The organism is Amycolatopsis sp. NPDC059235 (assembly GCF_042754125.1).
Lineage (GTDB): Bacteria > Actinomycetota > Actinomycetes > Mycobacteriales > Pseudonocardiaceae > Amycolatopsis > Amycolatopsis albidoflava.
On record NZ_JBHZAG010000069.1, the window covers coordinates 1 to 25,493 of the forward strand.

Genomic DNA, 25,493 nt, shown 5'->3' on the forward strand with positions numbered 1-25,493 from the left:
GCCGAAGGCCCCTCACGCCGGGCAGCCCCCAAACGCCGGCTAAAAGCGATCCCGCACGCGACGACGAAGTCGGCGCCAAAAACACAGCTCGGTGACCCACCCCACCAACCTCACCACAACAAACCCACCCCCACCTAAGACAACAACCGAGGCACCCACCTCACATAACAAACCATCCCCACCACCTCCACCAACGTCTGCGCCACCACCCCCACCGCCGCAACAGCAAACTCACCCGGCAACGCCAACACCACCGGAAGCACCACCAACGAATTCCGCGCAGCCCCCGTAAACACAATCGCCCGCCCACCCGAAACATCCAACCGAAACAGCCGCACCACCCCGAGCCCAGCGAACGCCATCACCACCAGAAAAACCACATAAACCGGCACCACCACCGCAACTACCCCAACCCCGTGGACTTTCGGAGTCTGCGACGCGACAACAGTCGCCAGCGCCAAAGCCATCAGCGGCACCATCCCGATCCCGCCTACATCAGCGAACCGCCGCCCACTCGCGTGCCGCGCAGCCCACGCCTGAGTAAGCCAGGCCAGCACCAGCGGGACCACGATCAGCACCAGAAACGCCCGAAGAAACGGCCCGATCCGCACGACCCGCGCCAAGTCAGCGCCCAGGAACAAATACAAAAACCCAGGCAACAAGATCATCTGCGCGAGCAGCAGCACCGGAGTCGCGGCGAGCAGGCGGCGGCTGCTGCCTCCGGCCAGGCCGCTGAAGACGATCACGTAGTCGACGCACGGGGCCAGCAGCACGAGCAGCATGCCCAGCCGCAGCGCCGGTCCGGCCGGGAAGAAGGCGAACATCGCCGCGACGACCAGCGGCACGACGACGAAGTTCACCGTCAGCGCGGCGCCGAGGAACCGGGCGTCGCGCAGGGAGCGGCCCAGTTCGGCGGCGGGCACCTGCAGGAACGTGACGTACAACAGCGCCGCCAGGATCGGGTTGATCGCCGGTTCCAGGCCCGGCCCGGCCGCCGGGGCGAGCCAGCCGAGCAGCGCCCCGGCGGCCAGCGCGCCGAGGTAGACGGCGACCTGGTGCCGTTCCATCCGCGACACCGGACCGGATGATTGCGACAACGGGCGCGCTCCTTCACGAATGCCAGGTACCGGACCAGACTAGCGATTGACCTGCCCGCCCGCGGAAAGCCACTGTCTTGACGAAATCCTAACGCTCGCGAGAGACGTTTTAATGCACTCCTGACGCAAGAGAAGTGCCCATTTCTTAACGCATTTCAGAATGGGATTGATCTCGCCGCACAGCGCGTGCCAGGCGGGTCGCGCGTGCATGCTGAGCCCGTGACAGACACGGAAGAACCCCAGCGCCGCCTGGAACCGGGCGCGTTCGGGTACGCGGTGAAGCGGCTGTTTCTCGGCAAACCGCTCATCAACGCGCAATTAACGCACGAACGCCTTTCCAACACGACCGCGTTGGGCGTGCTTTCCCCGGACGCGATCTCGTCGTCGGCCTACGGCACCGAGCAGATCCTGGTCGAATTGCTCCCCTACGCCGGGCTCGCCGCGTTCAGCCTGGTGCTGCCGATCACCGGCGTGATCCTGGTCATCCTGGTGCTCGTCGCCGCCTCGTATCGGCAGGTCGTGATGGCCTACACGCGCGCGGGCGGGTCGTACGTCGTCGCGCGGGAGAACTTCGGGCCGCGCGTCGCGCAGGTCGCCGCGGCGGCGTTGCTGATCGACTACATCGTGACTGTCGCCGTGCAGACCTCGGCCGGCACGGTCGCCGTGGTGTCCGCGATCCCGGCGCTCGGGCCGTACAGCCTGGAAATCACCATCGCGATCGTCATCCTGCTCTGTTACGCCAACCTGCGCGGCCTGCGCGAAGCCGGCCGCCCGTTCGCGATCCCGACCTATCTGTTCTCCGCGCTGATGCTGGTGATGATCGTGGTCGGCCTGGTCAAGGCGATGACCGTCGGGCTCCCAGCCTACGACGCCGCCCACCTGCCCGGCGCGGTGCCGGTCCAGCACGGGGACGGCCTCATCGCCGGCGCGACAGTCCTGGTGCTGCTGCGCGCTTTCGCGAACGGTGGTTCGTCGCTGACCGGCGTGGAAGCCATCTCCAACACAGTGTCCGCGTTCCGCAGCCCGCGCGGCCTCAACGCCCGCAAGGTCCTGGTCACGATGGCCGTCATCCTCGGCGTCCTGGTCGGCGGCGTGTCGCTGCTTGCCTTCTTCACCCACGCGACTCCGTACGCCAGCGGCTACCCGTCAGTGGTCTCCCAGGAAGCCCGCGCGGTGTTCGGCGACGGCTGGTTCGGGCAGGCGATGTTCGTCGCGATCCAGACCGCGACCGCGCTCATCCTCTACACCGGGGCCAACACCAGCTTCAACGGCTTCCCGTTCCTCGCCAGTTTCGTGGCCAGCGACCGTTTCCTGCCCCGCCAGCTGACGACGCGCGGGCACCGGCTGGTGTTCTCCAACGGCATCCTGGTACTGACCGTGCTCGCCGTCGCACTGCTGTTCTTCTCCGGCGGCACGGTGACCGCACTGGTGCCGTTCTACGCGATCGGTGTCTTCACCGGCTTCGCCATGGCCGGATACGGCATGACCAAACACCATCTGCGCCTGCGCGAACAGGGCTGGCGGTTCAAACTCTCGGTCAACCTCGCCGCCGGAATTCTGTCCACTGTGGTCGTCGGCATCTTCGCCATCGCCAAGTTCACCGAGGGCGCGTGGCTGGTCGTGGTAGTCTTCCCGATCCTCGTGTTCGTCCTCATCCGGCTCAACCGCGAGTACCGCGCCGAAGCCGCCGTGCTCGAACGCATCACCGCCAACCGCGCCAACCCGACGCGATACGCGCGCCACCAGGTTTTCGTGCTGGTCAATACGATCGACCTGGCCGTCCTCGAAGCATTGCGGTACGGCAAGAGCCTCCGGCCGGACAAGATCACCGCCGTGCACTTCGTGATCGACGCCCAAGCCGCCGAACGCCTGCGCGCCCGCTGGGAGGAACTCGGCATGAAAACCGGCCTGCGGCTGATCGACGTGCCTGACCGGCGAATCGCCCGCGCCGCTTACACGTTGGTGCAGAAGGCGATCGCCGACGCGGAACGGACCAGCGTCACCGTGCTCCTGCCGCGTCGAAGCTACGCGCCTTTGCTCGGACGGCTGCTGCACGACCGGACCGCCGACCGGATCGCCCGCATCGTCAGCCGCATCCCGCAAGCCGCCGCGACGATCGTGCCCTACGACGTGCAGACCCGGATCCGCACGCTCATGCCGCACCTGCCCGAGGAACGCGCCACCGCGGCAGTCGAACGGCTGCTCACCCGGATCGGTTCCACGTCGAAGGAGGAGCTGACGCCCAGCGCCCTTGCCGAACTGCGGCCCGGCACTGACGTCAGCATCGATGGGAGGCTTCAGGAACTGACAGTGTCCGAAGAGGACACTCGCGGGCCGGTTCTTACGGCACAACTCACCGACGACACCGCGACGGTCGCACTGGAGTTCACCCAGGCGCATCCCGATCTCGAACCCGGCCAAGTGGTGCGCGTGAGCGGCCGAGTCGCCGAGGGCACGCCGCTGGTCATCCGCGATCCGGTCTGCCACATCCTCGAAGCCGCCAGCGAAGAGGAGGAAGACCGGTCAGGTGCGTGTGTGTGGTCGCTTGGTGGGGGGGGTCCGGGCGGGGGGGCGCCCCCCCCCCCCCCCAACACTCACGAGGCCAGCCCGCTGAGGATCGCATCGATCCCGAACCCGAACGCCTCGTCCGAATCCCCGCTGTGCGCCGGATCCTCCTCGACGATCCCGGCACGCACCAGCTCGGCGTGGTTCTGCTCCTCCGAGACGAAGCCGAGTACATAGTGGACGACCGTCCGCGCCGCCCATTCCGCGCGCCGCTCGTCGAACTTCCCGGTGAACAGCCGGCGCAGCGCGTGCGTGGGCACCAGCAGGTCCGGCCGATACGCCTGCACGAACGACACCACCTCGGCCCCGTCGCGGACTTGCAGCAGCGCCGAGCGGAAGCCCTCAGCCGCGTCGCGCGGGTCCTTCGCCACCCCCGGCAGGCCCTTCAGGATCCGCGCGGCGACGACGGCGAGCAGCTCCTGTTTGTTGGCGACGTGGTAGTACAGCGCGCCCGGCTGGACCCCCAGGTCGAGGGCCACCCGCCGCATCGACAGGCTGCTCAGCCCCGCTTCCCGCAGCAGCTCGTACGCCCGGTCGACGATCTGGTCTCGCGTCACCTTCACCCCTCTCATTCTGCCTGCCGCTTGCTTCCGGCCGAGCGGCCGCCTAGGATTTGATAGGTGTTCAAAACCTTCGACGACCTGGCCGACCGGCAGCTGGCCGGCGGCGTACTCGACCGAACTGACGCCCGCGCGGTGCTGGAATGCCCGGACGAGGACGTGCTCGGCCTGGTCGCGGCGGCCGGGCGGCTGCGGCGCGCGCACTTCGGCAACCGGGTCAAGGTCAACTACCTCGTCAACCTGAAATCGGGCCTGTGCCCCGAGGACTGCGGGTACTGCTCGCAGCGGCTCGGGTCGTCCGCGCAGATCCTCAAGTACTCGTGGCTGTCCGCCGAGGAAACGGCGCGCCAGGCGAGCGCGGGCGTCCAAGGCGGCGCGTCGCGGGTGTGCCTGGTCGCGAGCGGGCGCGGGCCGAGCGATCGCGACGTCGACCGCGTCGCGCAGGCCGTCGAGGCGGTGAAGTCCGCCCACGCCGACGTAGAGGTGTGCGCGTGTCTCGGGCTGCTTAAGGACGGTCAGGCCGAGAAGCTGCGCGAGGCCGGCGTCGACGCGTATAACCACAACCTCAACACGAGCGAGTCCCGGTACTCCGAGATCTGCACGACGCACGGGTACGACGACCGGGTGGACACCGTCGAAAAGGCCAAGTCCGCCGGGCTTTCCGCGTGCTCCGGCCTGATCGTCGGCATGGGCGAGACCGACGACGAGCTGATCGACGCGATCTTCGCGCTGCGCGACATCGACAGCGATTCGATCCCGGTCAACTTCCTGATGCCGTTCGAGGGCACGCCGCTCGCCGGAACCTGGGAGCTGAACCCGCTGCGCGCGCTGCGCATCCTCGCGCTGGCGCGATTCGCTTGCCCGACAAAGGAAGTCCGGATGGCCGGCGGGCGCGAGATGCACCTGCGTTCGCTGCAGCCGATCGCGCTGCACGTGGTCAACTCGCTGTTCCTCGGCGACTACCTCACCAGCGAAGGCCAGGCCGCGAAGGCCGACCTGGAGATGATCGCCGACGCCGGGTTCGAGGTCCTCGGCGCGGGCGAACAGCAGCAGGCCGAGCACTCCTCCCCCGCCCTGCGGGAACGCGGCGCGGGCACCGCCGCCGCACCTAACGCGTGACCGCCATGGTGTCGATGCACGACTGGCTGACCTCCGCCGAGCGGGACCGGCACGTCGCCGGCCTCGTCCGGCGGACCGATGACCGGCGGCATCCGCGAGCGTCCACATTGGACCTCGCGTCGAACGATTACCTGAGCCTCAGCACTGATCCGCGATTGCGCGCGGCCGCCGTCCAAGCCGTCGAGAAGTACGGCGCGGGCGCGGGCGCGTCGCGAGTCGTCACCGGCACCACGCCGTGTCACACGGAACTGGAACGCGAGCTGGCCGACCTCACCGGTCAACCGGCCGCGCTCGGGTTTTCCAGCGGCTATACGGCCAACATCGGCATCATCACCGCACTCGGTTCGCCGGACACGCTGCTGATCACCGACGCGCACATCCACGCGTCGCTGATCGACGGCGCGCGGCTGTCCCGCTCCCCCGTCGCGATCTGCCCGCACGGCGACCTGGACGCGCTCGCGCGGCTGCTGCGCGACCGGTCGCAGGAACGGGCGATCGTGGTGGTCGAGTCGATCTATTCGGTGCTCGGCGATGCCACGGATCTTGGTCGCGCCGCGGCATTGTGCGCTGAATACGACGCGTTCCTGGTGGTGGACGAAGCACACGGCATCGGCGTCGCGGGCAACGGCCGGGGCGCGGTGCACGCGGCCGGTCTCGCGGGCGCGCCGCACGTCGCGGTGACTGCCACTTTGTCGAAGGCATTGGGCGCACAGGGCGGTGCGGTGCTGGGATCGCCGTTGCTGCGCGAGCACTTGGTGAACACCGCGCGGACGTTCATCTTCGACACCGGCCTCGCCCCCGCTGCTGCCGCGAGCGCGGCTGAAGCGTGCCGGATCATCGCGGCCGAGCCTTCGCGCGTCGAGGAGCTGCACCGCGCCGCAGTCGCGATCGCCGACGCCGCAGGGGTTTCGCGGGCGCCTGGTGCGGTCCAGTCGATTCCCGCGGACTCGCCGGAGCAGGCTGTGGCCGCCGCGAACCTGCTGTACGAAAAGGACATCGTCGTCGGCTGCTTCCGCCCGCCGAGCGTTCCCGACGGCATTTCGCGGCTCCGGCTGGTCGCGCGCGCCGGTGTTGACTTGGACCGTGCGCAGGAAGCCGCGCGGCTCGCTGCCCGGTGGTCGCGCACCGCGAGCATCGTCTGACCGGCCGACGCCAAGGTCGTGAACTCCACGCGCGCCTTTCGCTTGCGACGCCCTAGTCGCCCGCACCGGGATTGGCCGGAACCGTGCCGCCCACCACGACACCCAGCGGTCGCGCACCGCGAGCCTCACCCGGCCCCTTCCGGAACAACGCATCGAGCGCCAGCGCGCCCGGCCCAGTGAAGGCCAGCAACAGAAACGCCCAGCAGAACATCGCCGCGGGCTCGCCGTGGTTCTGCAGCGGGAGCAACCCGTCCGGCTGGTGGACCACGAAGTACGCATACGCCATCGAGCCCGACGCGACCAGCGCCGCGATCCGGGTGCCCACTCCGAAGGCCACCAGAAGGCCGCCCACGAGCTGGATCACCGCCGCGTACCAGGACGGCCACACGCCGGCCGCGACCGTTCCGCCCTTCGGGCCGCCGCCGAAAATCCCGAACAGCGCCGCCGCGCCGTGGGCCGCGAAGAGCAGGCCGACGACGATCCGGAACAGGCCGAGCACGAACGGGACGGCCCGGTCGAGCACACGCTCTGGCATGGGTCCCCCTCGGAGAGTGACTAAGGTAAGGCTTGCCATACCGTACGGGCCGGAGTTCCTCCCGTCCAGACGCTGTGACGCTCGCTAAATCGAACTGAACCGTTCCGGCGCCGGCCGCGTGTCGAGGGAAGGACACCGCCCACGTACTGTTGGAGGCTGGGATGAAGGTCAAAATTCGGGCGACCCCAAGAACTTTCGGACTCTTGGCCGCGCTGGCCGGGGCGGGCTTGTTCGCCGCAGCATGCGGCGGCGGCACCAGCGGCACTGGCGGGAGCACGGCCGCACCGCCCGCCGCTCCGACGCATTTGACCGACAGCAAGGGCGACACGATCTACGTGTTCGCCGCGGACCACAACGGCCAATCCGCCTGCACCGCCAGCTGCGCGAGCTACTGGCCCCCGGTCGCGGCAGGCACCCAGCTCACCGGACCCGCGCAGGGCAGCATCGGGTCCATCACCCGGCAGGACGGGTCCAAGCAGGAAACGCTCAGCGGCCATCCGCTGTACCGGTACCTCGGCGACCACTCCGCCGGCCAGACCAACGGCCAGGGCCTGAACCTCAGCGGCGGGCTGTGGTGGATGGTCGCGCCGGACGGCACCGCGATCACCAACGCGGCAGCGCCCGCCGCGCCCAGCACCGCGCCGTCGAGCACCGGCGGGTACAGCGGGGGCGGCTACACCGGCGGCGGGTACGGCTGAGCAGCGAGGTAACGCCCTTCCGGGTAGGCGCAGTCTCAATGGGGTACCTCTGATCAGGCGAACTTGACCGAGCGGCCGAATAAGACCAAACTTCGCTAGTGATATAAGTACTCCCGTCGTCCCCGCACCGAAGGAGTTCGTCCGTGACCTCGTCGTTCGTCATCATCGGAGCCGGGCTGGCCGGAGCGAAAGCCGCCGAAGCGTTGCGCGACAAGGGTTTCGACGGGAAAATCACTATCGTCGGCGACGAGCGGCACCTGCCCTACGAGCGTCCGCCGCTGTCGAAGGACTACCTCGCGGGCAACGCCGAGGCCGAGAGCTTCCAGGTGCACGACGCCGCGTGGTACGCCGAGAAGAACGTCGAGCTGCGCCAGGGCGTCAAGGCGACGGCGATCGCGCGGGACGAGAAGCAGGTGACGCTCGACAACGGCACCAGCCTCGGCTACGACAGGCTCCTGCTGGCCACCGGCGCGAGCCCGCGCGTGCTGCCCGACACCGCGGGAATCCATTACCTGCGCCGCATCGAGGACTCCGACCGCCTCCGGGAGCTCTTCGGCACCGCGGCCAAGCTGGTCGTCGTCGGCGGCGGCTGGATCGGCCTCGAAGCGACCGCCGCCGCGCGCCAGGCCGGGGTGGAGGTCACCGTCGTCGAGGCGCTCGAACTGCCGCTGATCACCGCACTCGGCCCGGAGGTCGCGCCGGTGTTCGCCGACCTGCACCGCGCGCACGGCGTCGACCTGCGGCTCGGCGTCCAGGTCGAGCACATCTCCAACGGCGGCCAGAGCAAGCGGATCCGCCTCGGCGACGGCAGCGTCCTCGAAGCGGACGCCGTGCTGGCCGGGATCGGCGCGAAGCCGAACGTCGAACTGGCCGAGGCGGCCGGCCTCCGCGTCGACAACGGCGTGGTGACCGACGCGAGCCTGCGCACGAGCGACCCGGACATCTTCGCCGCGGGCGACGTCGCGAACGCCTACCACCCGTTCCTGGGCAAGCACGTGCGCGTCGAACACTGGGCGAACGCGCTCAACCAGCCCGCCGTGGCCGCGGCCGGGATGCTCGGCAAGGAGGAGTCGTACGACGAGCTGCCGTACTTCTTCACCGACCAGTACGACCTCGGCATGGAATACCTCGGCGCCATCGAGGGCCACGACCGCGTCGTGTTCCGCGGCGACGTGGCCGGGCGCGAGTTCATCGCCTTCTGGCTCAAGGAAAACCGCGTGCTGGCCGGGATGAACGTCAACGTCTGGGACGTCACGGACCCGATCAAGGCGCTCATCCGCTCCGGCAAGGCGGTGGACCCGGAGCGGCTGGCCGACCCCGGGGTCGCGCTGGAGGACCTCGCCTGATTTCCGCGCCCGCGGGCCGCTCCGCGTCCGGGGCGGCCCGCTAGGCTTTTCGCCGTGGGGGCCGAAATTCTTTCCGACGGCTGGGACTCTCCGTACTACGTCTTCCGCACCTCGGCGTTCGACGCGATGTTCCTAGTCGGCGGCGGAGAGGCCCCCGAGGAGGTGCACAACGTCGACGTCGAGGTCCGCTATCCCGACGGCTCCCGGTGGAGCGCGACGATGTTCACCCTCGACGAGGTCGACCGGATCATACGCCGCTGGGAAAGCACCGGCGAGTGTGCCGGTGGCAGTTATTTCGCCGGTGTCGATGAGGTGATCGTCCGCGAACCCGGCGTGCGGAAAATGACCGCCGTGCTGATCGCGATGCACGACTGCGGCGAACTCACGTCTCACCTGATGCGCTTGGACGACTAGTCCCGGGGCAGCAACCCCTCCAGCGCCAGTTCCAGAAACCGCCGCCAGTCCCCGCTCCCCGTTCGGACCACTGACGACAAGCAGCCGACAAGCAGGTACACGTCGCCGACCGTGCAATCCGCGCGGAGCACCCCCGCCGCCTGATCCGCCGCGATCGCCTGCGCCAGCACGGTTTCCAGCTCTGCCAGTGCGTCGCCGCGCGGTTCGCTCCCCACTGACCCGCGCGCCGTCTCGATCGCGGACGACAGCGCCCGGTCCCCCGACAGCACCTCGCCGACGTGCCGCAGATAGCGTTTGACTCCGGACTTCCCGTCGAGGCACCGCTTCCGCGCGTACTCCGCGATCTCGGCGAACCGCTGCTCCGCCAACGCTTCCACCAGCGCCCGCCGGTCCGGGAAATTCCGGTACACCGTCCCGACGCCCACCCCGGCGACCCGCGCGATCTCCGGCAACTGGACGTCGTCGTGCTCGGCGAGCAGCGCGCGGGCCGCCTCCAGCACCCGCGCCCGGTTGCGTTCCGCGTCCGCCCTCGGCTTGCGCTCCGTTGACAACCGACGCCCTCCTCTGGTTAATCTGGAAACGGACTCCGCTTCCGATAGTTGAGAGGATACCCCATGACGAAGGACCGCTTCCTGCTGCTGCAGCCCGGCGAGGCGCGCCCGGGCCGGGTGCCGCTGCCGCCCGCGTTCGCGGTGAAGGCGATGACAGGCGACACCGAGACCCGGTTCTCGCTGCTGGAGGTGACGCTGGCGCGCGACATCCCGCGCCACGTCCACCACGAGGCCGATGAGTGCATCTACGTCCTGGAAGGCGAACTGGGCATGGACTTCGCCGACGAGACGCATGTCGCGACGAAGGGGATGTTCGTGCTGCTGCCGCACGGGGTCCCGCACGCGCTGCGGGCGGTGTCGGATCCCGCGCCGCGGTTGCTGCAGATCTCTTCGCCCGGCGGGTGGGAGCACTATCTGGAGGACCTGTTCGAGGCCGGGCCGGCGGTGCTGACGGACGGCGCGGTGGACCCAGTGAAGATCAATCCGGTGGCGGCTCGGTACTCGATCACTTATGAGGAGTGACGCCGCGCGGGCTCAGTGCTGCAGCACCGGCCAGATTGCGGCCGGGTGGCATCGCGCCGGGCACGCGTGCAGGTAGATCTCGTTGCCGAGAAAGAGCAGGTAGCAGTCGGGATCGAACGTATGCGGCTGTTCCGGCTGGCCGGGCCTCCTCGCGAAAGTGGTTTCCCCCGGAATCTCGCACAGGAACACCATCTCGGCGCCGCACACGCAGCGGCGGGCTTCCGCGTGCTGAAGCCAGCGCGGCAGCCCTCCGACTTTGAACTCCAACCGGCCGACGCGCAATTCGGTGAACATTCCGCGCGGGACCGGAGGAACCGCCCGCCACACGGTCTCCGTCTCGTACTCCGGACGGAGCACCAGTTCGTAGCCGAGGAGATGCGGTTCCTCCGCGTCGGCCGGGCCGGTCGGGTCCCGGTGCAGCAGGATTCGCCAGAACGCACCGGGGTGGTCCAGCACATGCGGATTTTCCCAGTAGCGCTCCGGAAGCTGTTCCGGATCGCCTGGGAGGCAGGCCGCGTCGTTGTGCACCGGGCACTGGAACACGAGCAGATGGTCGCCGCCGAACCGCGGGATGTCCGGCGGGACGTCCAACTGGAAGAAGAGCACCATCCGCGCGCCGCAGTAGCACTCCGGCCAGTCCTCGCCCGCGGGCAGGATCGGCCTGCCGCCGAAGGTATTCCGGGAACCGGGTCCGGCCGGCGCGCGCGGGTCTTCCACCAGATACATCGGAAGGTCAGAGCGGCGAATCTCGGACGACGGCTCGAAGACAGTCACCGGACCAGCCTAGGGCGGCGCGAGATTCCCGTCTGGCTTTCCGCGCTGAAACGGGCACCGGCCCGAAAGCCGGTACCCGCTCAACCGCTCACACGGTCCGCAACCGCCGCCACTCCCACGCGGCCAACCCGGCGAACAACACCGTCGCCACGCAAGCGACAGCCGTCAGCAGCCACTCAGCTTCGCCGCCCCCGCCGTCCGGGGACGCGCCGGTCGTGCGCTCGATCCAATCCGGAACGGTCAACGTCAGCACCAGCGCGACGGCGCTGAGCGCGGCGAGCACGGCCTCTGCCGTGATCCGGAGCTTTTGTGCAGTGTTCATGAAAGCCTCCCTCAGTACTTCGCCGCGTTGAGGCGCGTCCGCCAGGTGTTGCCCGCGCCGGCGTATTCGCCGTAGCTCCACACCGTCCGGGAATCCGACGGGTCCCGGCCAATGCCGAAGTAGTCGCCCCATCTGCCGCCGGTGTAGGCGCTCTGCCCGGCGATCACCGAAGCGCTGCCCTGCAACGTTCCCGGCGGGTCGGTGGCGAGGCGGCCGGTCTGGCGGAAGTGGCCGTACTCGTCGTCCGCGGACCGGCCGAACGCGACGTGGGCGTTGCGGGAAATGTCAGTCTGGACCACCGGGAAGAAGTAGTGCCTGCGCGGCGCGCCGAACGCTCCTTGCTGCGTGATCGAGTGGCTGGGCACGTCGATCTCGTACCACTGCACCACTGACCGCGCCTCGGAGTCGCCCGGCCAGCTGTACGCGGAGGTGTGCGTCGTCCACAGGCGCTGCGTTCGGCCCGCCGCTTGGAAGACCGCGTTGAGCAGCCGGGTGTCGTTCGTGGCGATTCTCGTTGTCCCGCCGTCCTTTTGCACCGCGCCGGGCGGCAGGTTGTAGCTGCGGCAGTTCACCGCGGTCGAGGTGAGCGCCGGCGCGCCGCCGGACCACAGGCCGAGCGGGTTCGAGAGCGTCCACAGCGTCAGGCTCGACCCCGACGGGAACAGCGAATTCACCAGGTAAGCCCGCGGATTCCCGCCCACGCCTTGGAAATGGCAGCACGGCTGCACGGAGAACGCGGCGCTGCGGTCCGGGTTCTTCAGGCCCCAGAAGTCCCACCAGCGGATGGTGTGGCCGCCGCCCGCACCGCCGCCGTACAGCTCCGCCTTGTTGAAGATCCGCAGTTTCGCGTAGGCGAACCCGCCGCCGAACGCGAATTGGTTGGTGGACACGTAAATCGCCTGGGAGTCGAAGCCCAGCATCGGGTAGTCCGACCAGTTCGCGGTGGCGGTGGACCCGTTCGCGGTCGCGTCGGTGCTCCAGATCCAGTACCCGCCCGCGGGGTCGCCGGTCTGCGAGACGCCGAGCATGATCCAGGAGCCCTGCGGGTTGGCGCGCCGGGCGGCGATGCAGACGATCCATCGGCCGCTGTAGTGGTCATAGGCCAGTTTCGGGTCGAAAAGCTGCGCCCCGGCAGGCAGCACCGGGTTGAACATCGCGGTGAAATTCGCCCACCGGAACTGCTGCAGGCCGGTCTTGTCGTAGCCGACCAGGTCGACGTTGACCGCCGCCATCACCTGCTTCGGGCCGACCGCGACCGTGCAGTCCGGCGGCCGGAAAGCGGTCTGCGAGATCCCCTCGAAACTCGCCGACGCCGCCGGGGCCAGCCCCTCGACGATCTCGTCCTCCGGCGGATTCTCCTCCGACAGTTCCGCCGCCGCCTCCTCGTCGAGCTGTGCGTCGAGCGCGTCCCCGGGCGCCAGCGCTTCCGCGCCGTGCTCCCGCGCCCCGGTCTTGAGCTGGTCGTACTCCTCGACCGGAACCGGGAACCGTTGCGCGAACAACGGAGACCGGTCCGGCGACGGCGGTTCGGCGAGCAGTTCGCCGACCGTCAGATCCGCCATTTCCCGCGACGCGCCGCCGGCCGTTTCTCCGGCTTGGCCCTCGAGCACCTGTGCTTCAGGCATCACGGTGATCACCCTCTTCCTCCGCGGCCTCGTCGCCGGCCCGTGCCGGGGCGTCGGCCTCCTCCCGATCGCGGTGCCGCCGCGCCGCCGCTTTCAGCCGTTCCATCTCGGCGGCCGGAACCGGCATCCCGATCGGAATCTCGTACCCCGGTTCCGGTTCGGCGGGCGCGTTTTCGTTCGCCGGGCCGCTTTCCGCGCCCTCGGCGCGTCCCGCACCGGACCGTTCGCCCATCGCCCACCCCCGGGAAATCCGCCCGAAAAGATCCATTTCGGCGGCGTTCACGAAAAAGGTCGCACAAGAGCCGAGAACGGATACCGGAGCCCCGCAACCTTCAGCCGAACGGCGCAGCGGAAATCGATTGCACCATTTTTTCCCCGACTCCCGACGAAGGCGCATAAAAACCGACCGGAAACAGTTTCCAAGAACCTTTCCAAGCGCCGGGAGCCCTCGGCCCGCCCCCTGCCCCGTACGCCCGAATGCTGGCGGATCAAGCTGTTTTGGGCCGTTGACCCGCACTTGACCGGGTTGCGCCGCATTCGCTGATCATCTCGCGCGAAAGCCGCTTCGCAACCCCGCGCCTACGTCCACCTTGTGCATTTTGTCGCCCGACAAGTTGAGCGCCCGGTTAATTCTTCACTCATTCCTTCGAAGGTAGGTACCGCGATAACCCGGTCACGGCGGACGCTGGCGCGACCGTGCCCGAGGAGGAGATTTCCATGTCCCGACTTGCCCGTTTCGCCGCGCCTGCCGTCATTCTGGCCGGTTCGCTCGCTTTGGTCGCGCCGGCCGCGCACGCCGACGTCCAGCACTCGCTGGCCGCGAAGTGCTCGCAGTCGTACCTTCCGCTGCCCGACCCGGCCTGCACGCCCGGCGCGACCAACCCGGACGTCACCCAGGACACCATCGACGACACGATCTGCGTCTCCGGCTGGACGGCCACCATCCGCCCGCCGACGTCCTACACCAACCAGCTCAAGAAGCAGGGCATCATCGACTACGGCTACTCCGACACGTCGCTCAGCTCGTACGAGGAGGACCACTTCCTGCCGCTCGAACTGGGCGGCGCGCCGAAGGACCCGAAGAACCTCTGGCCCGAACCGCACGACGGCGACCAGAACTCCTACAGCAAGGATTCCGTCGAGAACGCGGTGAAGAAGGCGGTGTGCGCGGGGAAGGCCACGCTGGCCGACGCGCAGCACGCGATGCTGACCAACTGGACCACCGCGGAATCCGTGCTGGGCATCGACTGATCTGGGGTTTCAGCTTCCGGGCCCTCGCGTAGGCCCGAAACCGCAATGTCCGTGAAGGGCTCCTTGAGGGAATCTGATTCCCTCAAGGAGCCCTTCACGGACCTGCGACAGGGCGGCGCTCAGCGTTCGGCGGGCCGCGAAAGCACGGCCAGCCGTGGGCGTCGCGTGTCCCCCAGGCCCGGCCCCGGCCGGTGCGCGCGGCACACCGTGCACACCACGGCGTGGCTGACCGGAGTCCCGTCCTCCTGGACCAGCCTTCCCACGTGCACCGCCTCGCGTCCGCACTGTCCACAAGGGACTGTCGCGCTTTCCGGGTCCACCAGCAGCCTGCTCATCTCGTGCTCCCTCCATAGGTTCTCCGGCGAGTGCGCCCGCCCGCCCGGTTACCCGTCGTCTTCCCGGGCAAACCGGACGCTTCCGCCCTTCCGGTTTGCGCTGGCCGGAAGCGGGTAAGCCGTCAGTCAGGCGGAAGGGAGCAGGCGATGGGGCCACACCGACAGCCGGATCCCCGCCGGGCGCTGCGGTCGATGGAACGGGATCTTCTCGCCACCGACGCGCTGTGGGTGCGCCGTGCCTTCGGCGAAAAGGCGTGGCCGCTGCGCAGGGTGTGGCCGGTGGCGTGCTGGGCTCTCACCGCGATCGCCGCCGGGCTCGTGGCCTGCGGGATCGCCTTTCCGCCGGAGGTGCCGCTCGCGCTGCTCGGCTTCGTGCTGGCCGCGGTCGCGGTGTGCGGGCACGTCGCCCGCCAGGAATGCCTGCGTCCGCCGGCCCGCCGGACTCCCGGCCCGGGAAAAGGATTTCCATGCCGCCCGTCGCAGTCGTGACCGGGGCCGGCACCGGAGTGCGCCGGGCCGAACGTGAGCCGGGGCCGATCGACGTCGGGGCCAATGTCGCGTTCAGCTCGCGGTTCGCCGACCTCCGATCCGAGGAATACCGGCGCGACACCGAAGTGGCCTATCTCGGTTTCGGGCAAACCGGCCTGCCTCAGCCGCCGGGCCAGCCCGCGAACCTGCGGGAACCGGCGGACGGCCCGCGCGGGTTCGACCAGCAGGCAAAAGGGCACGCCGTCCAGCCGGTGCTGAATCACGGCGCGGTGACCGGACAGCCGCTGCGCCGCACCGTGAAGTCCGAAAAGGACTGTCGATTCCGCTGCTGGGCAAGGAAAGTCCGCTGGTGAGACCGTTCCGGAACCGCGCCGACGCGGGTGCCCGGCTCGCCGCCGCGCTGGCCTGGCGGGAGTGGGCCGACCCGGTCGTCTTCGGGCTCGCCCGCGGCGGCCTGCCGGTCGCCGCACCCGTCGCCCGTGAACTGGACGCACCGCTGGAACTCCTGGTCGCCCGCAAGATCGGCGCGCCGGGACGGCCGGAGCTCGGCCTCGGCGCCGTCGCGGCGGACGGGCCGCCGTTCTTCGACCGCGCCGGGCTCCGCGCGCTCGGGCTGACGGTCGACGACGTCGCCCCTCTCGTCGACCACGCCCGCACCGAAGCCCGCGACCAGGTCCGCCGCTACCTGGGCAGTCGCGTCCCGCGCTCGCCGGCCGGGCGCGACGTGGTGGTGGTCGACGACGGCGTGGCCACCGGCGGGACCGCGATCGCCGCGCTGCGAGCCCTTCGCTCGTCCGCACCGTTGCGGCTGGTCTTCGCCGCTCCGGTCGGCGCGCCGTCCGCGGTGGACAAGCTCGCCCGGGAGGCGGACGAGGTGGTGTGCCTCCGCGAGCCGGAGGGCTTCCGCGCGGTCGGCGAGTTCTATTCGGACTTCAGCCCGACCAGCGACGACGAAGTCCTCGCCCTCGTTCCCCGGTGATCAGCCGAACGCCGACAACAGCCAGAAAACCAGCGCCGCGACCCCCGCCGCGGCCGGGAACGTGAGCACCCACCCCAGCACGATGTCGCGCGCGATCCCCCACCGCACCGCCGAAAGCCGCCGCGTCGCGCCGACCCCCATCACCGCCGCCGTGATCACGTGCGTGGTCGAAATCGGCGCCTTCACCGCGAAAGCAGTCAGGTACAGCACCGACGCCCCAACGGATTCCGCGACAAACCCGTGCGGCGGGTCGAGCGGGAACACCCGGCGGCCCAACGTCCGCATGATCCGCAGACCACCCGAGCAGGTACCGAGCGACAACGCCCCGGCGCACACCAGTGTCACCCACAGGGGCACCGAAAACGTGTTCTGCTTTCCCGCCGCGATCAGCGCCAGGACGAGCACGCCCATCCCCTTCTGTGCGTCCTGCAATCCGTGCCCCAGCGCCAGCGCCGAGGCCGACACGATCTGCAGCCGCCGGAACACCCGGCCGCTGCGGTGCGGATTCGCCCGCCGCAGCAACCACAGCACCGCCACCATCGCCGCATAACCGAGCACGAGCCCGAGCAGCGGCGAAGCGACCATCGGCACCAGCACCTTCTCCACGATGCCGGTCCAGTGCACCGTGCTCGCCGCCGCCAGCGCGGCCCCGACCATGCCGCCGATCAGCGAATGCGACGACGAGGACGGCAGTCCGAAATACCAGGTCACCAGGTTCCACGCGATCGCGCCGACCAGCGCGGCGAGCACCACGGTCAGCGCGCCCGGGCCGGCCGGGACGTCGATGATTCCTTTCGCGACAGTCGCGGCGATCCCGGTCGACAGCAGCGCTCCGGCCAGGTTCATCACCGCGGCCAGCACGAGCGCGGTGCGCAGCGGGAGCGCCCGCGTCGACACCGCGCTGGCGATCGCGTTGGCCGCGTCGTGGAAACCGTTGGTGTAATCGAAGAAAATCGTCAGCGCCACGACCGCGATCAGCGCGGCGGTGCCGTCCACTCAGGACTCCTTGACCGCGATCGTCTGCACCACGTCCGCGACGTGCTCGAATCCGTCCGCGGCCAGTTCGAACTGTTCGACGACTTCCTTCGCCTTGAGCACTTCGAGCGCGTCGGCCCCCGGCTGGAAGAGATCGGCGAGCATCCGCCGGTAGGTGTGGTCCGCCTCGTTCTCCAGGGCGTTGATCTCGATCCAGTACGGCGAGAGCTCGCCGACCTTCGCCAGCCCGGGCATCGCCTCCGCGGTCAGCTCCGCGGCGCGGGACAACACGCGCAGCATCCCCTTGGTGCCCGGCGGAAACTCCTCGAGCCGGTACAGCACGGCGAGGTCGGCCGCAGTGTCCAAAAAGTCAAGGACGTCGTCGATCCGCGCGGCCAGCGCCTGGATGTCCTCGCGGTCGAACGGCGTGACGAACGTGCTGTTCAGCTCGACCATGACGGTGTGCGTCAGGTCGTCTCCCGCGTGCTCGACCTCGTGCAGGCGGGCCGCGATGGCCTCCCGCTCTCCGGGCGGCGCCTCGGTGAGATCGCGCAGCAAAGCGGTGGCGGTGACGAGGTTGGCCGCCGCGTCCGCGAGCAGCTGGAAGAACTGGCTTCCGCGAGGTTTTATGCGCATCGGAAGATCAGTTACCCCGAATGCCCCGCGGTTACACCGGCGCGGTGTGCCGAACGCCCGCACCGGGTACCCACCGGGCAATCAGGGAGGAAGGAGCTGCCGATGCGTCCGGTGTGGCAGGGTGCGCTGTCGTTCGGGCTGGTGAACGTCCCGGTGCGGATGTACAAGGCGGTCGAGGACCACGCGGTGCACTTCACGCAGTTCCAGCGCGGGACGCGGGACCGCATCCGCTACCGGCGGGTGAACGAGCGGACCGGCGACGAGGTCCCTTACGACGACATCGTGCGCGGCCGGGAGGTCGGCGACGACGAGTACGTGCTGGTCGAGCAGGAGGAACTGGACGAGATCGCGCCTGGCCGGTCGCGGTCGCTCGAGGTGGAGAGCTTCGTGGACCTCGAGGAGGTCGACCCGGTGTACTTCGACCGCGCCTACTGGCTCGCCCCCGCCAAGGAGGAGGCGCAACGCCCGTACGTGCTGCTGCTCGACGCGCTCTCCCGCCGGGACAAGGCGGCCGTCGCGAAGTTCGTCTTCCACGGCCGGGAGCACCTCGCGCTCGCCCGAGCCGGAGACGGCGTGATCGTGCTCAACACGCTGCATTACGCCGCCGAGGTGCGCAGCGCGGACGACGTGCCGCAGCTGCCCGCCAAGGCCAAGACCAACCAGAAAGAGCTGGACCTCGCGGTGAAGCTGATCGACGCGATGTCCGAGCCGTGGCGGCCGGAGGAGTTCCGCGACACCTACCGCGAGCGGGTGGAGGAACTGATCGAGGCGAAGAAGGCGGGGAACACCGTCACGCCCGCCGCGGAGCCGGAGCAGCCGACCAAGGTGGTCGACCTGATGGAGGCGCTGGCCAAGAGCGTGCGGGGAAGCCGTCGGCCGCGTACGCCGGATCTGTCCGGGCTGTCCAAGACGGAGTTGCAGAAGCTGGCGAAGGAGCGCGACGTCAAGGGGCGATCGAAGATGTCGCGCGCTGATTTGGAGGCTGCGCTGAAGGCGTCGTAGGGGTCAGTGCAGCGCGCGTGCCAGCTGCGGAATCCGCCCGCCGGCCAGCAGCACGTCCACCTGGCGCGGCGACAGCTGATGCCTCGCCCGGTACTCCTCGTCCCGTGTCTGATTCCGCACCGCGAACTCAGCGGTCTCAGCCAGCCGATGCAGCCCGGACACGCACAGCACGTCGTCGCGCTGGATCTTCGCGCCGTCCTCCGGATCGGCGAATTCCAGCGGCAGCACCCCGAAGTTCACCAGGTTCTGCCAGTGGATCCGCGCGAACGACCGGGCCAGCACCACTCGCAGGCCCAGGTACCGGGCGGTGATCGCGGCGTGCTCCCGCGACGAGCCCTGGCCGTAGTTCTCCCCCGCCACCACGAAATGCTCCGGGCTGTCGGCCGCGCGCTTCGGGTAGTCCTCGTCGAGCCGGGTGAACGTGAACTCGGCCAGCTTCGGGATGTTCGAGCGGTACGGCAGCGCGCGTGCCCCGGCGGGCGAGATCTCGTCGGTCGACACGTCGTCCCCGGCCTTCAGCAGCACCGGGCCCTCGATCTCGTCCGGCAACGGCTCGAAGTCCGGCAGCCCGGCGACGTTCGGGCCCTTCACCAGCTCCTCCCGCATCGCCTCGTCCTCGGGCAGCGGAGCGGTGAAGACGCGCGGGTCGGCCGCCGAGCGGGCCGGTCCGGAAACCCGCGGGTGGGCGAGGTGGTGGACGGTGGCGTAGTCGCGCGGATCGGTCAGCACGCCGGTCAGCGCCGACACCGCGGCGGTCTCCGGCGAGCACAGCCACACCGAATCGTCCGAGGTGCCGGACCGGCCGGGGAAGTTCCGCGGGAACGTGCGCAGCGAGTTCGTGCCGGGCGCGGGCGCCTGGCCCATCCCGATGCAGCCGAGGCAGCCCGCCTGGTGCACCCGGGCCCCGGCCGCGACGAGGTCGGTGAGGTGTCCGCTGCGGGCCAGTTCGACGAGGATCTGCCGCGACGTCGGGTTGACGTCGAAGCTGACCGAATCGGCCGTCTGCCTGCCCCGGACGGTGGCCGCGGCGACTGCGAAGTCCCGGAACCCGGGATTGGCCGACGAACCGATCACCACCTGTCCCACCGGCGTGCCCGACACCTCCCGCACCGGAACCACGTTGCCGGGCGAAGACGGTTTCGCGACCAGCGGCTCCACCGTGGACAGATCGATCTCGTCTTCGATGTCGTAGGAAGCGTCGCGGCCGGCGCGCAGGTCGCGGAAGTCGTGCTCGCGCCCCTCCGCGCGCAGGAACGCGCGGATCGCTTCGTCGGCCGGGAAGACCGTCGCGGTCGCGCCCAGCTCGGCGCCCATGTTCGCGATCACGTGCCGGTCCATCGCGCTCAGGCAGGCCAGCCCCGGCCCGTGGTACTCGATGATCCGGTGCCGCCCGCCGCTCACGCCGTGCCTTCGCAGCATCTCCAGCACGACGTCCTTCGCCGACACCCACGGCGGCAGCTCGCCGCTCAGCCGGACACCCCAGATCTCCGGCATCCGCAGGTAGAGCGGCTCCCCGGCGATGGCCAGCGCCACCTCGAGGCCGCCGACACCGACGGCGAGCATGCCCAGCGCCCCGGCCGCGCAGGTGTGCGAATCGGACCCGGCGAGGCTCTTGCCGGGCACGCCGAACCGCTCCATGTGCGTCGGATGCGAGACCCCGTTGCCCGCTTTGGAGAACCACAGCCCGAACCGGCGGCAGGCCGAGCGCAGGTAGGCGTGGTCCTCGGCGTTCTTCTCGTCCGCCTGCAGCAGGTTGTGATCGACGTACTGGACGCTCAGCTCGGTGCGCGCGCGATCGAGCCCGAGCGCCTCCAGCTCCTGCATCACGAGCGTGCCCGTGGCGTCCTGGGTCAGCGTTTGATCGGCCCGCAGGCCGATCTCGGTCCCTGGTTCGAGCCGGCCGGCGACCAGGTGCTCGGCCAGCAGCCGCCCGGCGAGAGTCTGTTCGCGTCCCACGCCCGAGCGGATACCCGTTTCCGGCGCGGCGAACCGCCATGTTTCCGGGCCGCCCGCACAGGCAATCCGGGGATCAAGAACGGCGGAAGGAGACTGGGATGCCGCAGCAGGCTTGGAGTTCGAAACGCGAACGGCAGTACCAGCACATCGAGGAGTCGCAGGAGGACCGCGGCGCGAGCAAGAAGCGCGCGAAGGAGATCGCCGCCCGCACGGTGAACAAGAACCGGGCGCAGTCGGGCGAATCGGACCGCGCGAGCAAGACCTCGGTGCGCGACAAATCGCCGCAGCAGCGCGGCGGGCACCGCTCCGGCAAGGGACTCGGGCCTGGCGGTCCGACGCGCGACCAGCTCTACAACGAGGCCAAGCAGCGCAACATCCACGGCCGGTCCACGATGACGAAGAAGGAACTGGCCAACGCGCTGGGCCGGGGCTGATTCCGCCGCGGTGAACCAGCGCCCGATCGGCGCGACCGGGCTTGGATCCGCCATTTCGGCGCCGTGCGGAAAGAACTGTCGCGAGACGGTTTCGCCCATCGTTACGACCCGGACGCAGACAATGGCCCCGGCGAATTGCGCGGCGGCGAAGACGCCTTCCTGCTGTGCGGTTTCTGGTTCGCCGATGCCTTGCACGACATCGACGCACGAGAGGATTGCCATGACCGAGACCGTCGGCGACTACCTGCTTTCGCGGCTGCGCGATTGGGGCGTGGAGCAGGTGTTCGCCTACCCCGGGGACGGGATCAACGGTCTCGTCGCCGCCTTCGGCAAGGCGGACAACCAGCCGCGCTTCGTGCAGGCCCGGCACGAGGAGATGGCCGCCTTCTCCGCGGTCGGCTACGCGAAGTTCAGCGGGGCCGTCGGCGTGTGCATGGCGACGTCCGGGCCCGGTGCGATCCACCTGCTGAACGGGCTCTACGACGCGAAACTCGACCACGTCCCGGTCGTCGCGATCGTCGGGCAGACCGCGCGCACCGCGATGGGCGGCAGCTACCAGCAGGAGGTCGAACTCCAGGCGCTGTACCGGGATGTCGCGAACGAGTACTGCATCGAGGTGAACGTCGCCGAGCAGCTGCCCAACGCGCTCGACCGCGCGTTCCGGGTGGCGCAGGCGTCCCGCACGCCGACCGCGCTGATCATCCCGGCGGACCTGCAGGAAGCGCCCTACGAGCCGCCGCAGCACGCGTTCAAGCAGATGCCGTCGAGCCCGCCCGGGACCGCGTGGCCGAATCCGGTGCCGCCCGAACCCGCCATCACCGAGGCGGCCGACGTGCTCAACGCCGGGGAGAAGGTCGCGATCCTCGTCGGGCAGGGCGCTCGCCGCGCGGCCGCGGAAGTCCGCGAGGTCGCGGAAATCACCGGGGCGGGAGTGGCGAAAGCGTTGCTCGGCAAGGACGTTCTGGCTGACGACCTGTCCTATGTGACCGGTGCGATCGGACTGCTCGGCACGCGGCCGAGCTACGAGATGATGCGCGACTGCGACACGCTGCTGATCGTCGGGTCGAACTTCCCCTACAGCCAGTTCCTGCCGGAGTACGGCCAGGCCCGCGCGGTGCAGATCGACCTCGACGGCCGGTTCATCGGCATGCGCTACCCCACCGAGGTCAACCTCGTCGGCGACGCCGCCGCGACTCTGCGCGCGCTGCTGCCGAAGCTGAACCGGACCGAAAACCGTTCGTGGCGCGAGAAAATCGAGAAGAACGTCGCCGACTGGTGGACCACAATGGACCAGCAGGCGGCAGTCGACGCGAAGCCGGTCAACCCGATGCGGATCGTGCACGAGCTGTCGAAGCAAATCCCGGGCAACGCGATGGTCACCGCCGATTCCGGTTCGTCGACCAACTGGTACGCGCGCAATCTCCGGATCCGCGACGGCATCCGCGCCACCCTGTCCGGCACCCTCGCGACGATGGGCCCCGGCGTGCCTTACGCGATCGGGGCGAAGTTCGCGCATCCCGACCGGCCGGCGATCGCGCTGGTCGGCGACGGCGCGATGCAGATGAACGGATTGGCCGAGCTGATCACCATCGCCCGCTACCAGGGATTGTGGACGGATCCGCGGTGCGTCGTCTGCGTGTTCCACAACAACGACCTCAACCAGGTCACCTGGGAACTGCGCGCGATGGGCGGCGCACCGAAGTTCGAGGAATCGCAGTCGCTGCCGGACGTCGACTACGCCGGTTTCGCGCGCAGCGTCGGCCTCGAAGGGATCAACGTCGAGGACCCGAGCGACCTCGCTTCGGCCTGGGAGACCGCGTTCGCCGCGGACCGGCCGACCGTGCTGGACGTGCGGTGCGACGCCGAGGTTCCGCCGATTCCGCCGCACGCGACGTTCGAGCAGATGAAATCGGTGACCGAGTCCGTGCTCAAGGGCGATCCGGAAGCGTTCCACCTGATGTTCCAGGGTGCGAAGACGAAGCTGCAGGAGTTCTTGCCCGGGCGGTCGCGGTGACGGTCGCCGCCCCGCACATCGAACGGATCGACGCGCGCGCCTACCGGGTGCCGACCCCTTCGCCAGAGGCCGACGGCACGCTCGCCTGGGACTCCACAACGCTTGTCGTGGCCAGAGTGCGGGCCGGCGGCACCGATGGACTCGGCTGGACGTATGCCGATTTCTCCTGTGCCCCGCTGATCGAAGGAAAACTCGCCTCCGCGATCGCCGGAATGCCGGTCCTGGATCCGCCCGCGTGCTGGAACGCGATGCAGCACGCGATCCGGAACCTCGGCCGCGCCGGACTGGTCTCTTGTGCACTGTCCGCTGTGGACATAGCGATCTGGGACGCCGCCGCGCGGCTGCTCGACGTTCCGCTGAGCCGGTTGCTCGGCCGGGTGCACGACGAGGTCGACGTCTACGGCAGCGGCGGTTTCACCTCGCAGGATGACGACGAACTGGCCGCGCAGCTGGAATACTGGGTGCGGAAGCAACGCATTCCGCGCGTGAAAATCAAGATCGGCGAAGCTTGGGGCAACGCGGTCGCCCGCGACATCGGCCGGGTCCGGCTGGCGCGCGAGACGATGGGGGACGACGCCGCGCTGTACGTCGACGCGAACGGCGGCTACTCGGTCGGGCGCGCTCGCCGGATCGCCGAGACATTGCGCGAGTTCGGCGTGACCTGGTTCGAGGAACCGGTGTCCAGCGACGATCTGCCCGGCCTGGCCCAGCTGCGCACGCCGGACGGCCCGGACATCGCGGCCGGCGAGTACGGCTGCGACCTGCCGTACTTCGCCCGGATGCTGCCCGCGGTCGATTGCCTCCAAGTCGACGTGACGCGATGCGGCGGCTACACGGAATGGCGTCGCGTCGCCGCTTTGGCCGCTGCCGCGAACCGCGAGGTTTCCGCGCACTGCGCACCGAACCTGTCCGCGCACGCGGCCGCGGCGACCCCGAATTTCCGGCACCTCGAATGGTTCGCCGACCACGACCGCATCGAACGGGAACTCTTCTACGGCGGCCTCGACCCCAGTGGCGGCCGGGTCGCCCCGTCGATGTCCGTCGCCGGGCACGGGCTGCGCCTGCATGCCGACGCTGCCGCCGAGTACGCGGTCGAGGGCCGATGAGCCAGCGCTGAACTCCCGAATCCCGTTGTCCGCATCCGCCGACACCAGCGCCCTCGTCACCGCTCCGAACTGCGGCCGCCGGGCTCGCCGCGGAGGGCTATCCGCCCGGGACCGTCTCGCCGCCCAGCGAGGCCAGCACCTCGCCGCTGTAGTACGACGAAAGGCGATTCGACGCGAGAAACACATACGACGGCGCGATGTCGTCCGGATGCGCCGCCCGCTGGAACGGTGCCTGCAGGCCGAATTTCTCCACCTTCTCCGGCGGGAACGTCGACGGGATGAGCGGTGTCCACACCGGACCCGGCGCGACGCAGTTCACCCGGATCCCCCGGTCGGCCAGCGCCTGCGCCATCGCGTACGTCCAGGCGTGGATCGCACCCTTCGTCGCCGAGTAGTCGATGAGGGTTTTGTTGCCGCGCAAGCCGTTCACCGAACCGGTGTTGATGATGACGTCGCCGTCGCCGAGATGCGGCAGCGCGGCGGCGGTCACCCGGAAGAAGCTGTGCAGGTTCACGTCGAACGTGTGCATCCACTGCTCTTCGGTCAGGTCCTCGGGACGGTCGACCGGCCATTGCGTCGCGGCGTTGTTGACCAGGATGTCGAGACCGTCCAATTCGGACAGCGTGTGGTCGACGATCTCCCGGCAGTGGCTCGCGTCGGCGAGATCGCCGGGAAGCAGCAAGCATTCCCGGCCCTCGGCGCGCACGCGATCGGCGGTGTACTCGGCGTCTTCGTGCTCGCTGAGATAGGAGATCGCGACGTCCGCGCCTTCTTTCGCGAAGGCGATCGCGACCGCCCGGCCGATCCCGGAGTCGCCGCCGGTGATCAGCGCGCGTTGCCCGGCGAGCAGGCCCCGGCCCTCGTAGCCGGTCATCGAATCGCGCGGCTGCGGATCCATTTCCGCCGTGGCGCCCGGCGGTTCCTGCTGCTGCGGCGGTCGGATGCGGTCTGCCATGCGAGAGTCCTCCCCGGAAAGTCGGTGCCGTCTCTTTCCGGCTACCCGCTGCGCCGCGGTTCAATCACCCGAACGGCCGCGCAACCGTCCC

The 25,493-nt window shown here is 69.4% G+C and carries 27 protein-coding genes and 1 pseudogene; 15 read left to right on the forward strand and 13 right to left on the reverse strand.

Features of this window, described 5'->3' with window-relative positions:
* Positions 1–134: 134 nt before the first annotated feature.
* Positions 135–1,067 carry a bile acid:sodium symporter gene (locus ACFXI3_RS33955; protein ID WP_378405251.1) on the reverse strand — a complete coding sequence of 311 codons (933 nt, stop codon included), beginning with the start codon at positions 1,065–1,067 and terminating at the stop codon, positions 135–137.
* A gap of 387 nt (positions 1,068–1,454) precedes the next feature.
* Here ACFXI3_RS33955 and ACFXI3_RS33960 point away from each other — a divergent pair.
* Positions 1,455–2,684 (forward strand): annotated as a pseudogene (locus tag ACFXI3_RS33960) (APC family permease); the annotation flags it as partial.
* Positions 2,685–3,691: 1,007 nt separating this feature from the next.
* On the opposite strand, the gene ACFXI3_RS33965 reads toward ACFXI3_RS33960, so the two are convergent.
* A complete protein-coding gene (locus ACFXI3_RS33965) occupies positions 3,692–4,234 on the reverse strand; it encodes a TetR family transcriptional regulator (RefSeq protein WP_344264603.1) in 543 nt (180 codons plus the stop codon).
* 48 nt (positions 4,235–4,282) lie between these two features.
* On the opposite strand from ACFXI3_RS33965, the gene bioB reads away from it, so the two are divergent.
* Together bioB and ACFXI3_RS33975 are read left to right on the forward strand one after the other, a co-directional pair.
* Positions 4,283–5,341, forward strand: a complete 1,059-nt coding sequence (gene bioB / locus ACFXI3_RS33970; protein ID WP_378405157.1) for a biotin synthase BioB — start codon at positions 4,283–4,285, stop codon at positions 5,339–5,341.
* A gap of 5 nt (positions 5,342–5,346) precedes the next feature.
* A complete protein-coding gene (locus ACFXI3_RS33975) occupies positions 5,347–6,483 on the forward strand; it encodes an 8-amino-7-oxononanoate synthase (RefSeq protein WP_378405253.1) in 1,137 nt (378 codons plus the stop codon).
* Between the two features lie 52 nt (positions 6,484–6,535).
* Here the strand turns inward: ACFXI3_RS33975 and ACFXI3_RS33980 are convergent, their stop codons facing one another.
* On the reverse strand, positions 6,536–7,018 hold the full coding sequence (locus ACFXI3_RS33980) for a DoxX family protein (RefSeq protein WP_378405159.1): 483 nt from the start codon (positions 7,016–7,018) through the stop codon (positions 6,536–6,538).
* A 161-nt stretch (positions 7,019–7,179) separates the two neighbouring features.
* On the opposite strand from ACFXI3_RS33980, the gene ACFXI3_RS33985 reads away from it, so the two are divergent.
* The 3 genes from ACFXI3_RS33985 to ACFXI3_RS33995 all read left to right on the forward strand — a co-directional run bounded on the left by ACFXI3_RS33985 (position 7,180) and on the right by ACFXI3_RS33995 (position 9,476).
* Entirely contained in the window at positions 7,180–7,716 is a 537-nt protein-coding gene (locus ACFXI3_RS33985) for a hypothetical protein (protein WP_378405161.1), read from the forward strand.
* A 143-nt stretch (positions 7,717–7,859) separates the two neighbouring features.
* Positions 7,860–9,062, forward strand: coding sequence for an NAD(P)/FAD-dependent oxidoreductase (locus tag ACFXI3_RS33990; protein WP_378405163.1), 1,203 nt, complete (start codon positions 7,860–7,862; stop codon positions 9,060–9,062).
* Between the two features lie 54 nt (positions 9,063–9,116).
* Positions 9,117–9,476 carry a hypothetical protein gene (locus ACFXI3_RS33995; protein WP_378405165.1) on the forward strand — a complete coding sequence of 120 codons (360 nt, stop codon included), beginning with the start codon at positions 9,117–9,119 and terminating at the stop codon, positions 9,474–9,476.
* Here ACFXI3_RS33995 and ACFXI3_RS34000 read toward each other — a convergent pair.
* Positions 9,473–10,027, reverse strand: a complete 555-nt coding sequence (locus ACFXI3_RS34000) for a TetR/AcrR family transcriptional regulator (RefSeq protein ID WP_378405167.1) — start codon at positions 10,025–10,027, stop codon at positions 9,473–9,475. The two genes, ACFXI3_RS33995 and ACFXI3_RS34000, sit on opposite strands and share 4 nt — an antisense overlap.
* A gap of 63 nt (positions 10,028–10,090) precedes the next feature.
* Between ACFXI3_RS34000 and ACFXI3_RS34005 the strand changes: the two genes are divergently transcribed.
* Entirely contained in the window at positions 10,091–10,549 is a 459-nt protein-coding gene (locus tag ACFXI3_RS34005; protein WP_378405169.1) for a cupin domain-containing protein, read from the forward strand.
* Between the two features lie 12 nt (positions 10,550–10,561).
* On the opposite strand, the gene ACFXI3_RS34010 is transcribed toward ACFXI3_RS34005, so the two are convergent.
* From ACFXI3_RS34010 to ACFXI3_RS34025, 4 genes are all read right to left on the reverse strand, one after another.
* Positions 10,562–11,323: a hypothetical protein gene (locus ACFXI3_RS34010; RefSeq protein ID WP_378405171.1), complete on the reverse strand. Its 762-nt coding sequence runs from the start codon at positions 11,321–11,323 to the stop codon at positions 10,562–10,564.
* Between the two features lie 88 nt (positions 11,324–11,411).
* Complete coding sequence (locus ACFXI3_RS34015; protein ID WP_378405173.1) at positions 11,412–11,645, reverse strand: hypothetical protein; 234 nt, start codon at positions 11,643–11,645, stop codon at positions 11,412–11,414.
* Positions 11,646–11,656: 11 nt separating this feature from the next.
* Positions 11,657–13,270 carry a hypothetical protein gene (locus ACFXI3_RS34020; RefSeq protein ID WP_378405175.1) on the reverse strand — a complete coding sequence of 538 codons (1,614 nt, stop codon included), beginning with the start codon at positions 13,268–13,270 and terminating at the stop codon, positions 11,657–11,659.
* Positions 13,263–13,553 (reverse strand): hypothetical protein, encoded by a 291-nt coding sequence (locus ACFXI3_RS34025; protein ID WP_378405177.1) that lies wholly within the window; start codon positions 13,551–13,553, stop codon positions 13,263–13,265. Before ACFXI3_RS34025 ends, ACFXI3_RS34020 begins: the two co-directional genes overlap by 8 nt.
* A 434-nt stretch (positions 13,554–13,987) precedes the next feature.
* On the opposite strand from ACFXI3_RS34025, the gene ACFXI3_RS34030 reads away from it, so the two are divergent.
* Positions 13,988–14,521, forward strand: a complete 534-nt coding sequence (locus ACFXI3_RS34030; RefSeq protein ID WP_344264567.1) for a hypothetical protein — start codon at positions 13,988–13,990, stop codon at positions 14,519–14,521.
* Between the two features lie 119 nt (positions 14,522–14,640).
* Here ACFXI3_RS34030 and ACFXI3_RS34035 read toward each other — a convergent pair whose 3' ends face one another.
* Positions 14,641–14,856 (reverse strand): hypothetical protein, encoded by a 216-nt coding sequence (locus tag ACFXI3_RS34035; RefSeq protein WP_344264565.1) that lies wholly within the window; start codon positions 14,854–14,856, stop codon positions 14,641–14,643.
* Positions 14,857–15,003: 147 nt separating this feature from the next.
* Between ACFXI3_RS34035 and ACFXI3_RS34040 the strand changes: the two genes are divergently transcribed.
* Genes ACFXI3_RS34040 through ACFXI3_RS34050 form a run of 3 tightly spaced genes read left to right on the forward strand, consistent with a single transcriptional unit; the run spans position 15,004 to position 16,324 of the window.
* On the forward strand, positions 15,004–15,345 hold the full coding sequence (locus ACFXI3_RS34040) for a DUF3040 domain-containing protein (protein WP_378405179.1): 342 nt from the start codon (positions 15,004–15,006) through the stop codon (positions 15,343–15,345).
* A complete protein-coding gene (locus tag ACFXI3_RS34045) occupies positions 15,324–15,698 on the forward strand; it encodes a hypothetical protein (protein WP_378405181.1) in 375 nt (124 codons plus the stop codon). Before ACFXI3_RS34040 ends, ACFXI3_RS34045 begins: the two co-directional genes overlap by 22 nt.
* A complete protein-coding gene (locus tag ACFXI3_RS34050; RefSeq protein ID WP_378405183.1) occupies positions 15,695–16,324 on the forward strand; it encodes a phosphoribosyltransferase in 630 nt (209 codons plus the stop codon). Before ACFXI3_RS34045 ends, ACFXI3_RS34050 begins: the two co-directional genes overlap by 4 nt.
* On the opposite strand, the gene ACFXI3_RS34055 is transcribed toward ACFXI3_RS34050, so the two are convergent.
* Both ACFXI3_RS34055 and ACFXI3_RS34060 read right to left on the reverse strand, forming a co-directional pair.
* Complete coding sequence (locus ACFXI3_RS34055; protein WP_344264553.1) at positions 16,325–17,320, reverse strand: inorganic phosphate transporter; 996 nt, start codon at positions 17,318–17,320, stop codon at positions 16,325–16,327.
* A complete protein-coding gene (locus tag ACFXI3_RS34060) occupies positions 17,321–17,935 on the reverse strand; it encodes a DUF47 domain-containing protein (RefSeq protein ID WP_378405185.1) in 615 nt (204 codons plus the stop codon).
* A 102-nt stretch (positions 17,936–18,037) separates the two neighbouring features.
* Between ACFXI3_RS34060 and ACFXI3_RS34065 the strand changes: the two genes are divergently transcribed.
* On the forward strand, positions 18,038–18,937 hold the full coding sequence (locus tag ACFXI3_RS34065; protein ID WP_344264547.1) for a Ku protein: 900 nt from the start codon (positions 18,038–18,040) through the stop codon (positions 18,935–18,937).
* 3 nt (positions 18,938–18,940) lie between these two features.
* Here the strand turns inward: ACFXI3_RS34065 and ACFXI3_RS34070 are convergent, their stop codons facing one another.
* Entirely contained in the window at positions 18,941–20,893 is a 1,953-nt protein-coding gene (locus tag ACFXI3_RS34070; RefSeq protein WP_378405187.1) for an aconitate hydratase, read from the reverse strand.
* A 98-nt stretch (positions 20,894–20,991) separates the two neighbouring features.
* Between ACFXI3_RS34070 and ACFXI3_RS34075 the strand changes: the two genes are divergently transcribed.
* The 3 genes from ACFXI3_RS34075 (at position 20,992) to ACFXI3_RS34085 (ending at position 24,447) form a co-directional block, all read left to right on the forward strand.
* A complete protein-coding gene (locus ACFXI3_RS34075; RefSeq protein ID WP_344264541.1) occupies positions 20,992–21,327 on the forward strand; it encodes a plasmid stabilization protein in 336 nt (111 codons plus the stop codon).
* Positions 21,328–21,547: 220 nt separating this feature from the next.
* A complete protein-coding gene (locus tag ACFXI3_RS34080) occupies positions 21,548–23,341 on the forward strand; it encodes a thiamine pyrophosphate-requiring protein (RefSeq protein WP_378405190.1) in 1,794 nt (597 codons plus the stop codon).
* Complete coding sequence (locus ACFXI3_RS34085; protein WP_378405191.1) at positions 23,338–24,447, forward strand: enolase C-terminal domain-like protein; 1,110 nt, start codon at positions 23,338–23,340, stop codon at positions 24,445–24,447. Before ACFXI3_RS34080 ends, ACFXI3_RS34085 begins: the two co-directional genes overlap by 4 nt.
* Before the next feature lie 97 nt (positions 24,448–24,544).
* Here ACFXI3_RS34085 and ACFXI3_RS34090 read toward each other — a convergent pair whose 3' ends face one another.
* Positions 24,545–25,402: an SDR family oxidoreductase gene (locus ACFXI3_RS34090; RefSeq protein ID WP_378405193.1), complete on the reverse strand. Its 858-nt coding sequence runs from the start codon at positions 25,400–25,402 to the stop codon at positions 24,545–24,547.
* Positions 25,403–25,493 lie beyond the last annotated feature (91 nt).

What these genes read in the sequence shown, in the direction of transcription:
- ACFXI3_RS34075 (WP_344264541.1), top strand. Translation starts at nt 20,992, where the DNA reads ATGCCGCAGCAGGCTTGGAGTTCGAAACGCGAACGGCAGTACCAGCAC.
- ACFXI3_RS34020 (WP_378405175.1), bottom strand. Translation starts at nt 13,270, where the DNA reads ATGCCTGAAGCACAGGTGCTCGAGGGCCAAGCCGGAGAAACGGCCGGC.
- ACFXI3_RS34045 (WP_378405181.1), top strand. Translation starts at nt 15,324, where the DNA reads ATGCCGCCCGTCGCAGTCGTGACCGGGGCCGGCACCGGAGTGCGCCGG.
- ACFXI3_RS34030 (WP_344264567.1), top strand. Translation starts at nt 13,988, where the DNA reads ATGTCCCGACTTGCCCGTTTCGCCGCGCCTGCCGTCATTCTGGCCGGT.
- ACFXI3_RS34005 (WP_378405169.1), top strand. Translation starts at nt 10,091, where the DNA reads ATGACGAAGGACCGCTTCCTGCTGCTGCAGCCCGGCGAGGCGCGCCCG.
- ACFXI3_RS34065 (WP_344264547.1), top strand. Translation starts at nt 18,038, where the DNA reads ATGCGTCCGGTGTGGCAGGGTGCGCTGTCGTTCGGGCTGGTGAACGTC.
- ACFXI3_RS34040 (WP_378405179.1), top strand. Translation starts at nt 15,004, where the DNA reads ATGGGGCCACACCGACAGCCGGATCCCCGCCGGGCGCTGCGGTCGATG.
- ACFXI3_RS34080 (WP_378405190.1), top strand. Translation starts at nt 21,548, where the DNA reads ATGACCGAGACCGTCGGCGACTACCTGCTTTCGCGGCTGCGCGATTGG.
- ACFXI3_RS33975 (WP_378405253.1), top strand. Translation starts at nt 5,347, where the DNA reads ATGGTGTCGATGCACGACTGGCTGACCTCCGCCGAGCGGGACCGGCAC.
- ACFXI3_RS33985 (WP_378405161.1), top strand. Translation starts at nt 7,180, where the DNA reads ATGAAGGTCAAAATTCGGGCGACCCCAAGAACTTTCGGACTCTTGGCC.
- ACFXI3_RS34015 (WP_378405173.1), bottom strand. Translation starts at nt 11,645, where the DNA reads ATGAACACTGCACAAAAGCTCCGGATCACGGCAGAGGCCGTGCTCGCC.
- ACFXI3_RS34060 (WP_378405185.1), bottom strand. Translation starts at nt 17,935, where the DNA reads ATGCGCATAAAACCTCGCGGAAGCCAGTTCTTCCAGCTGCTCGCGGAC.
- ACFXI3_RS33965 (WP_344264603.1), bottom strand. Translation starts at nt 4,234, where the DNA reads ATGAGAGGGGTGAAGGTGACGCGAGACCAGATCGTCGACCGGGCGTAC.
- ACFXI3_RS34090 (WP_378405193.1), bottom strand. Translation starts at nt 25,402, where the DNA reads ATGGCAGACCGCATCCGACCGCCGCAGCAGCAGGAACCGCCGGGCGCC.
- ACFXI3_RS34035 (WP_344264565.1), bottom strand. Translation starts at nt 14,856, where the DNA reads ATGAGCAGGCTGCTGGTGGACCCGGAAAGCGCGACAGTCCCTTGTGGA.
- ACFXI3_RS33980 (WP_378405159.1), bottom strand. Translation starts at nt 7,018, where the DNA reads ATGCCAGAGCGTGTGCTCGACCGGGCCGTCCCGTTCGTGCTCGGCCTG.
- ACFXI3_RS33955 (WP_378405251.1), bottom strand. Translation starts at nt 1,067, where the DNA reads ATGGAACGGCACCAGGTCGCCGTCTACCTCGGCGCGCTGGCCGCCGGG.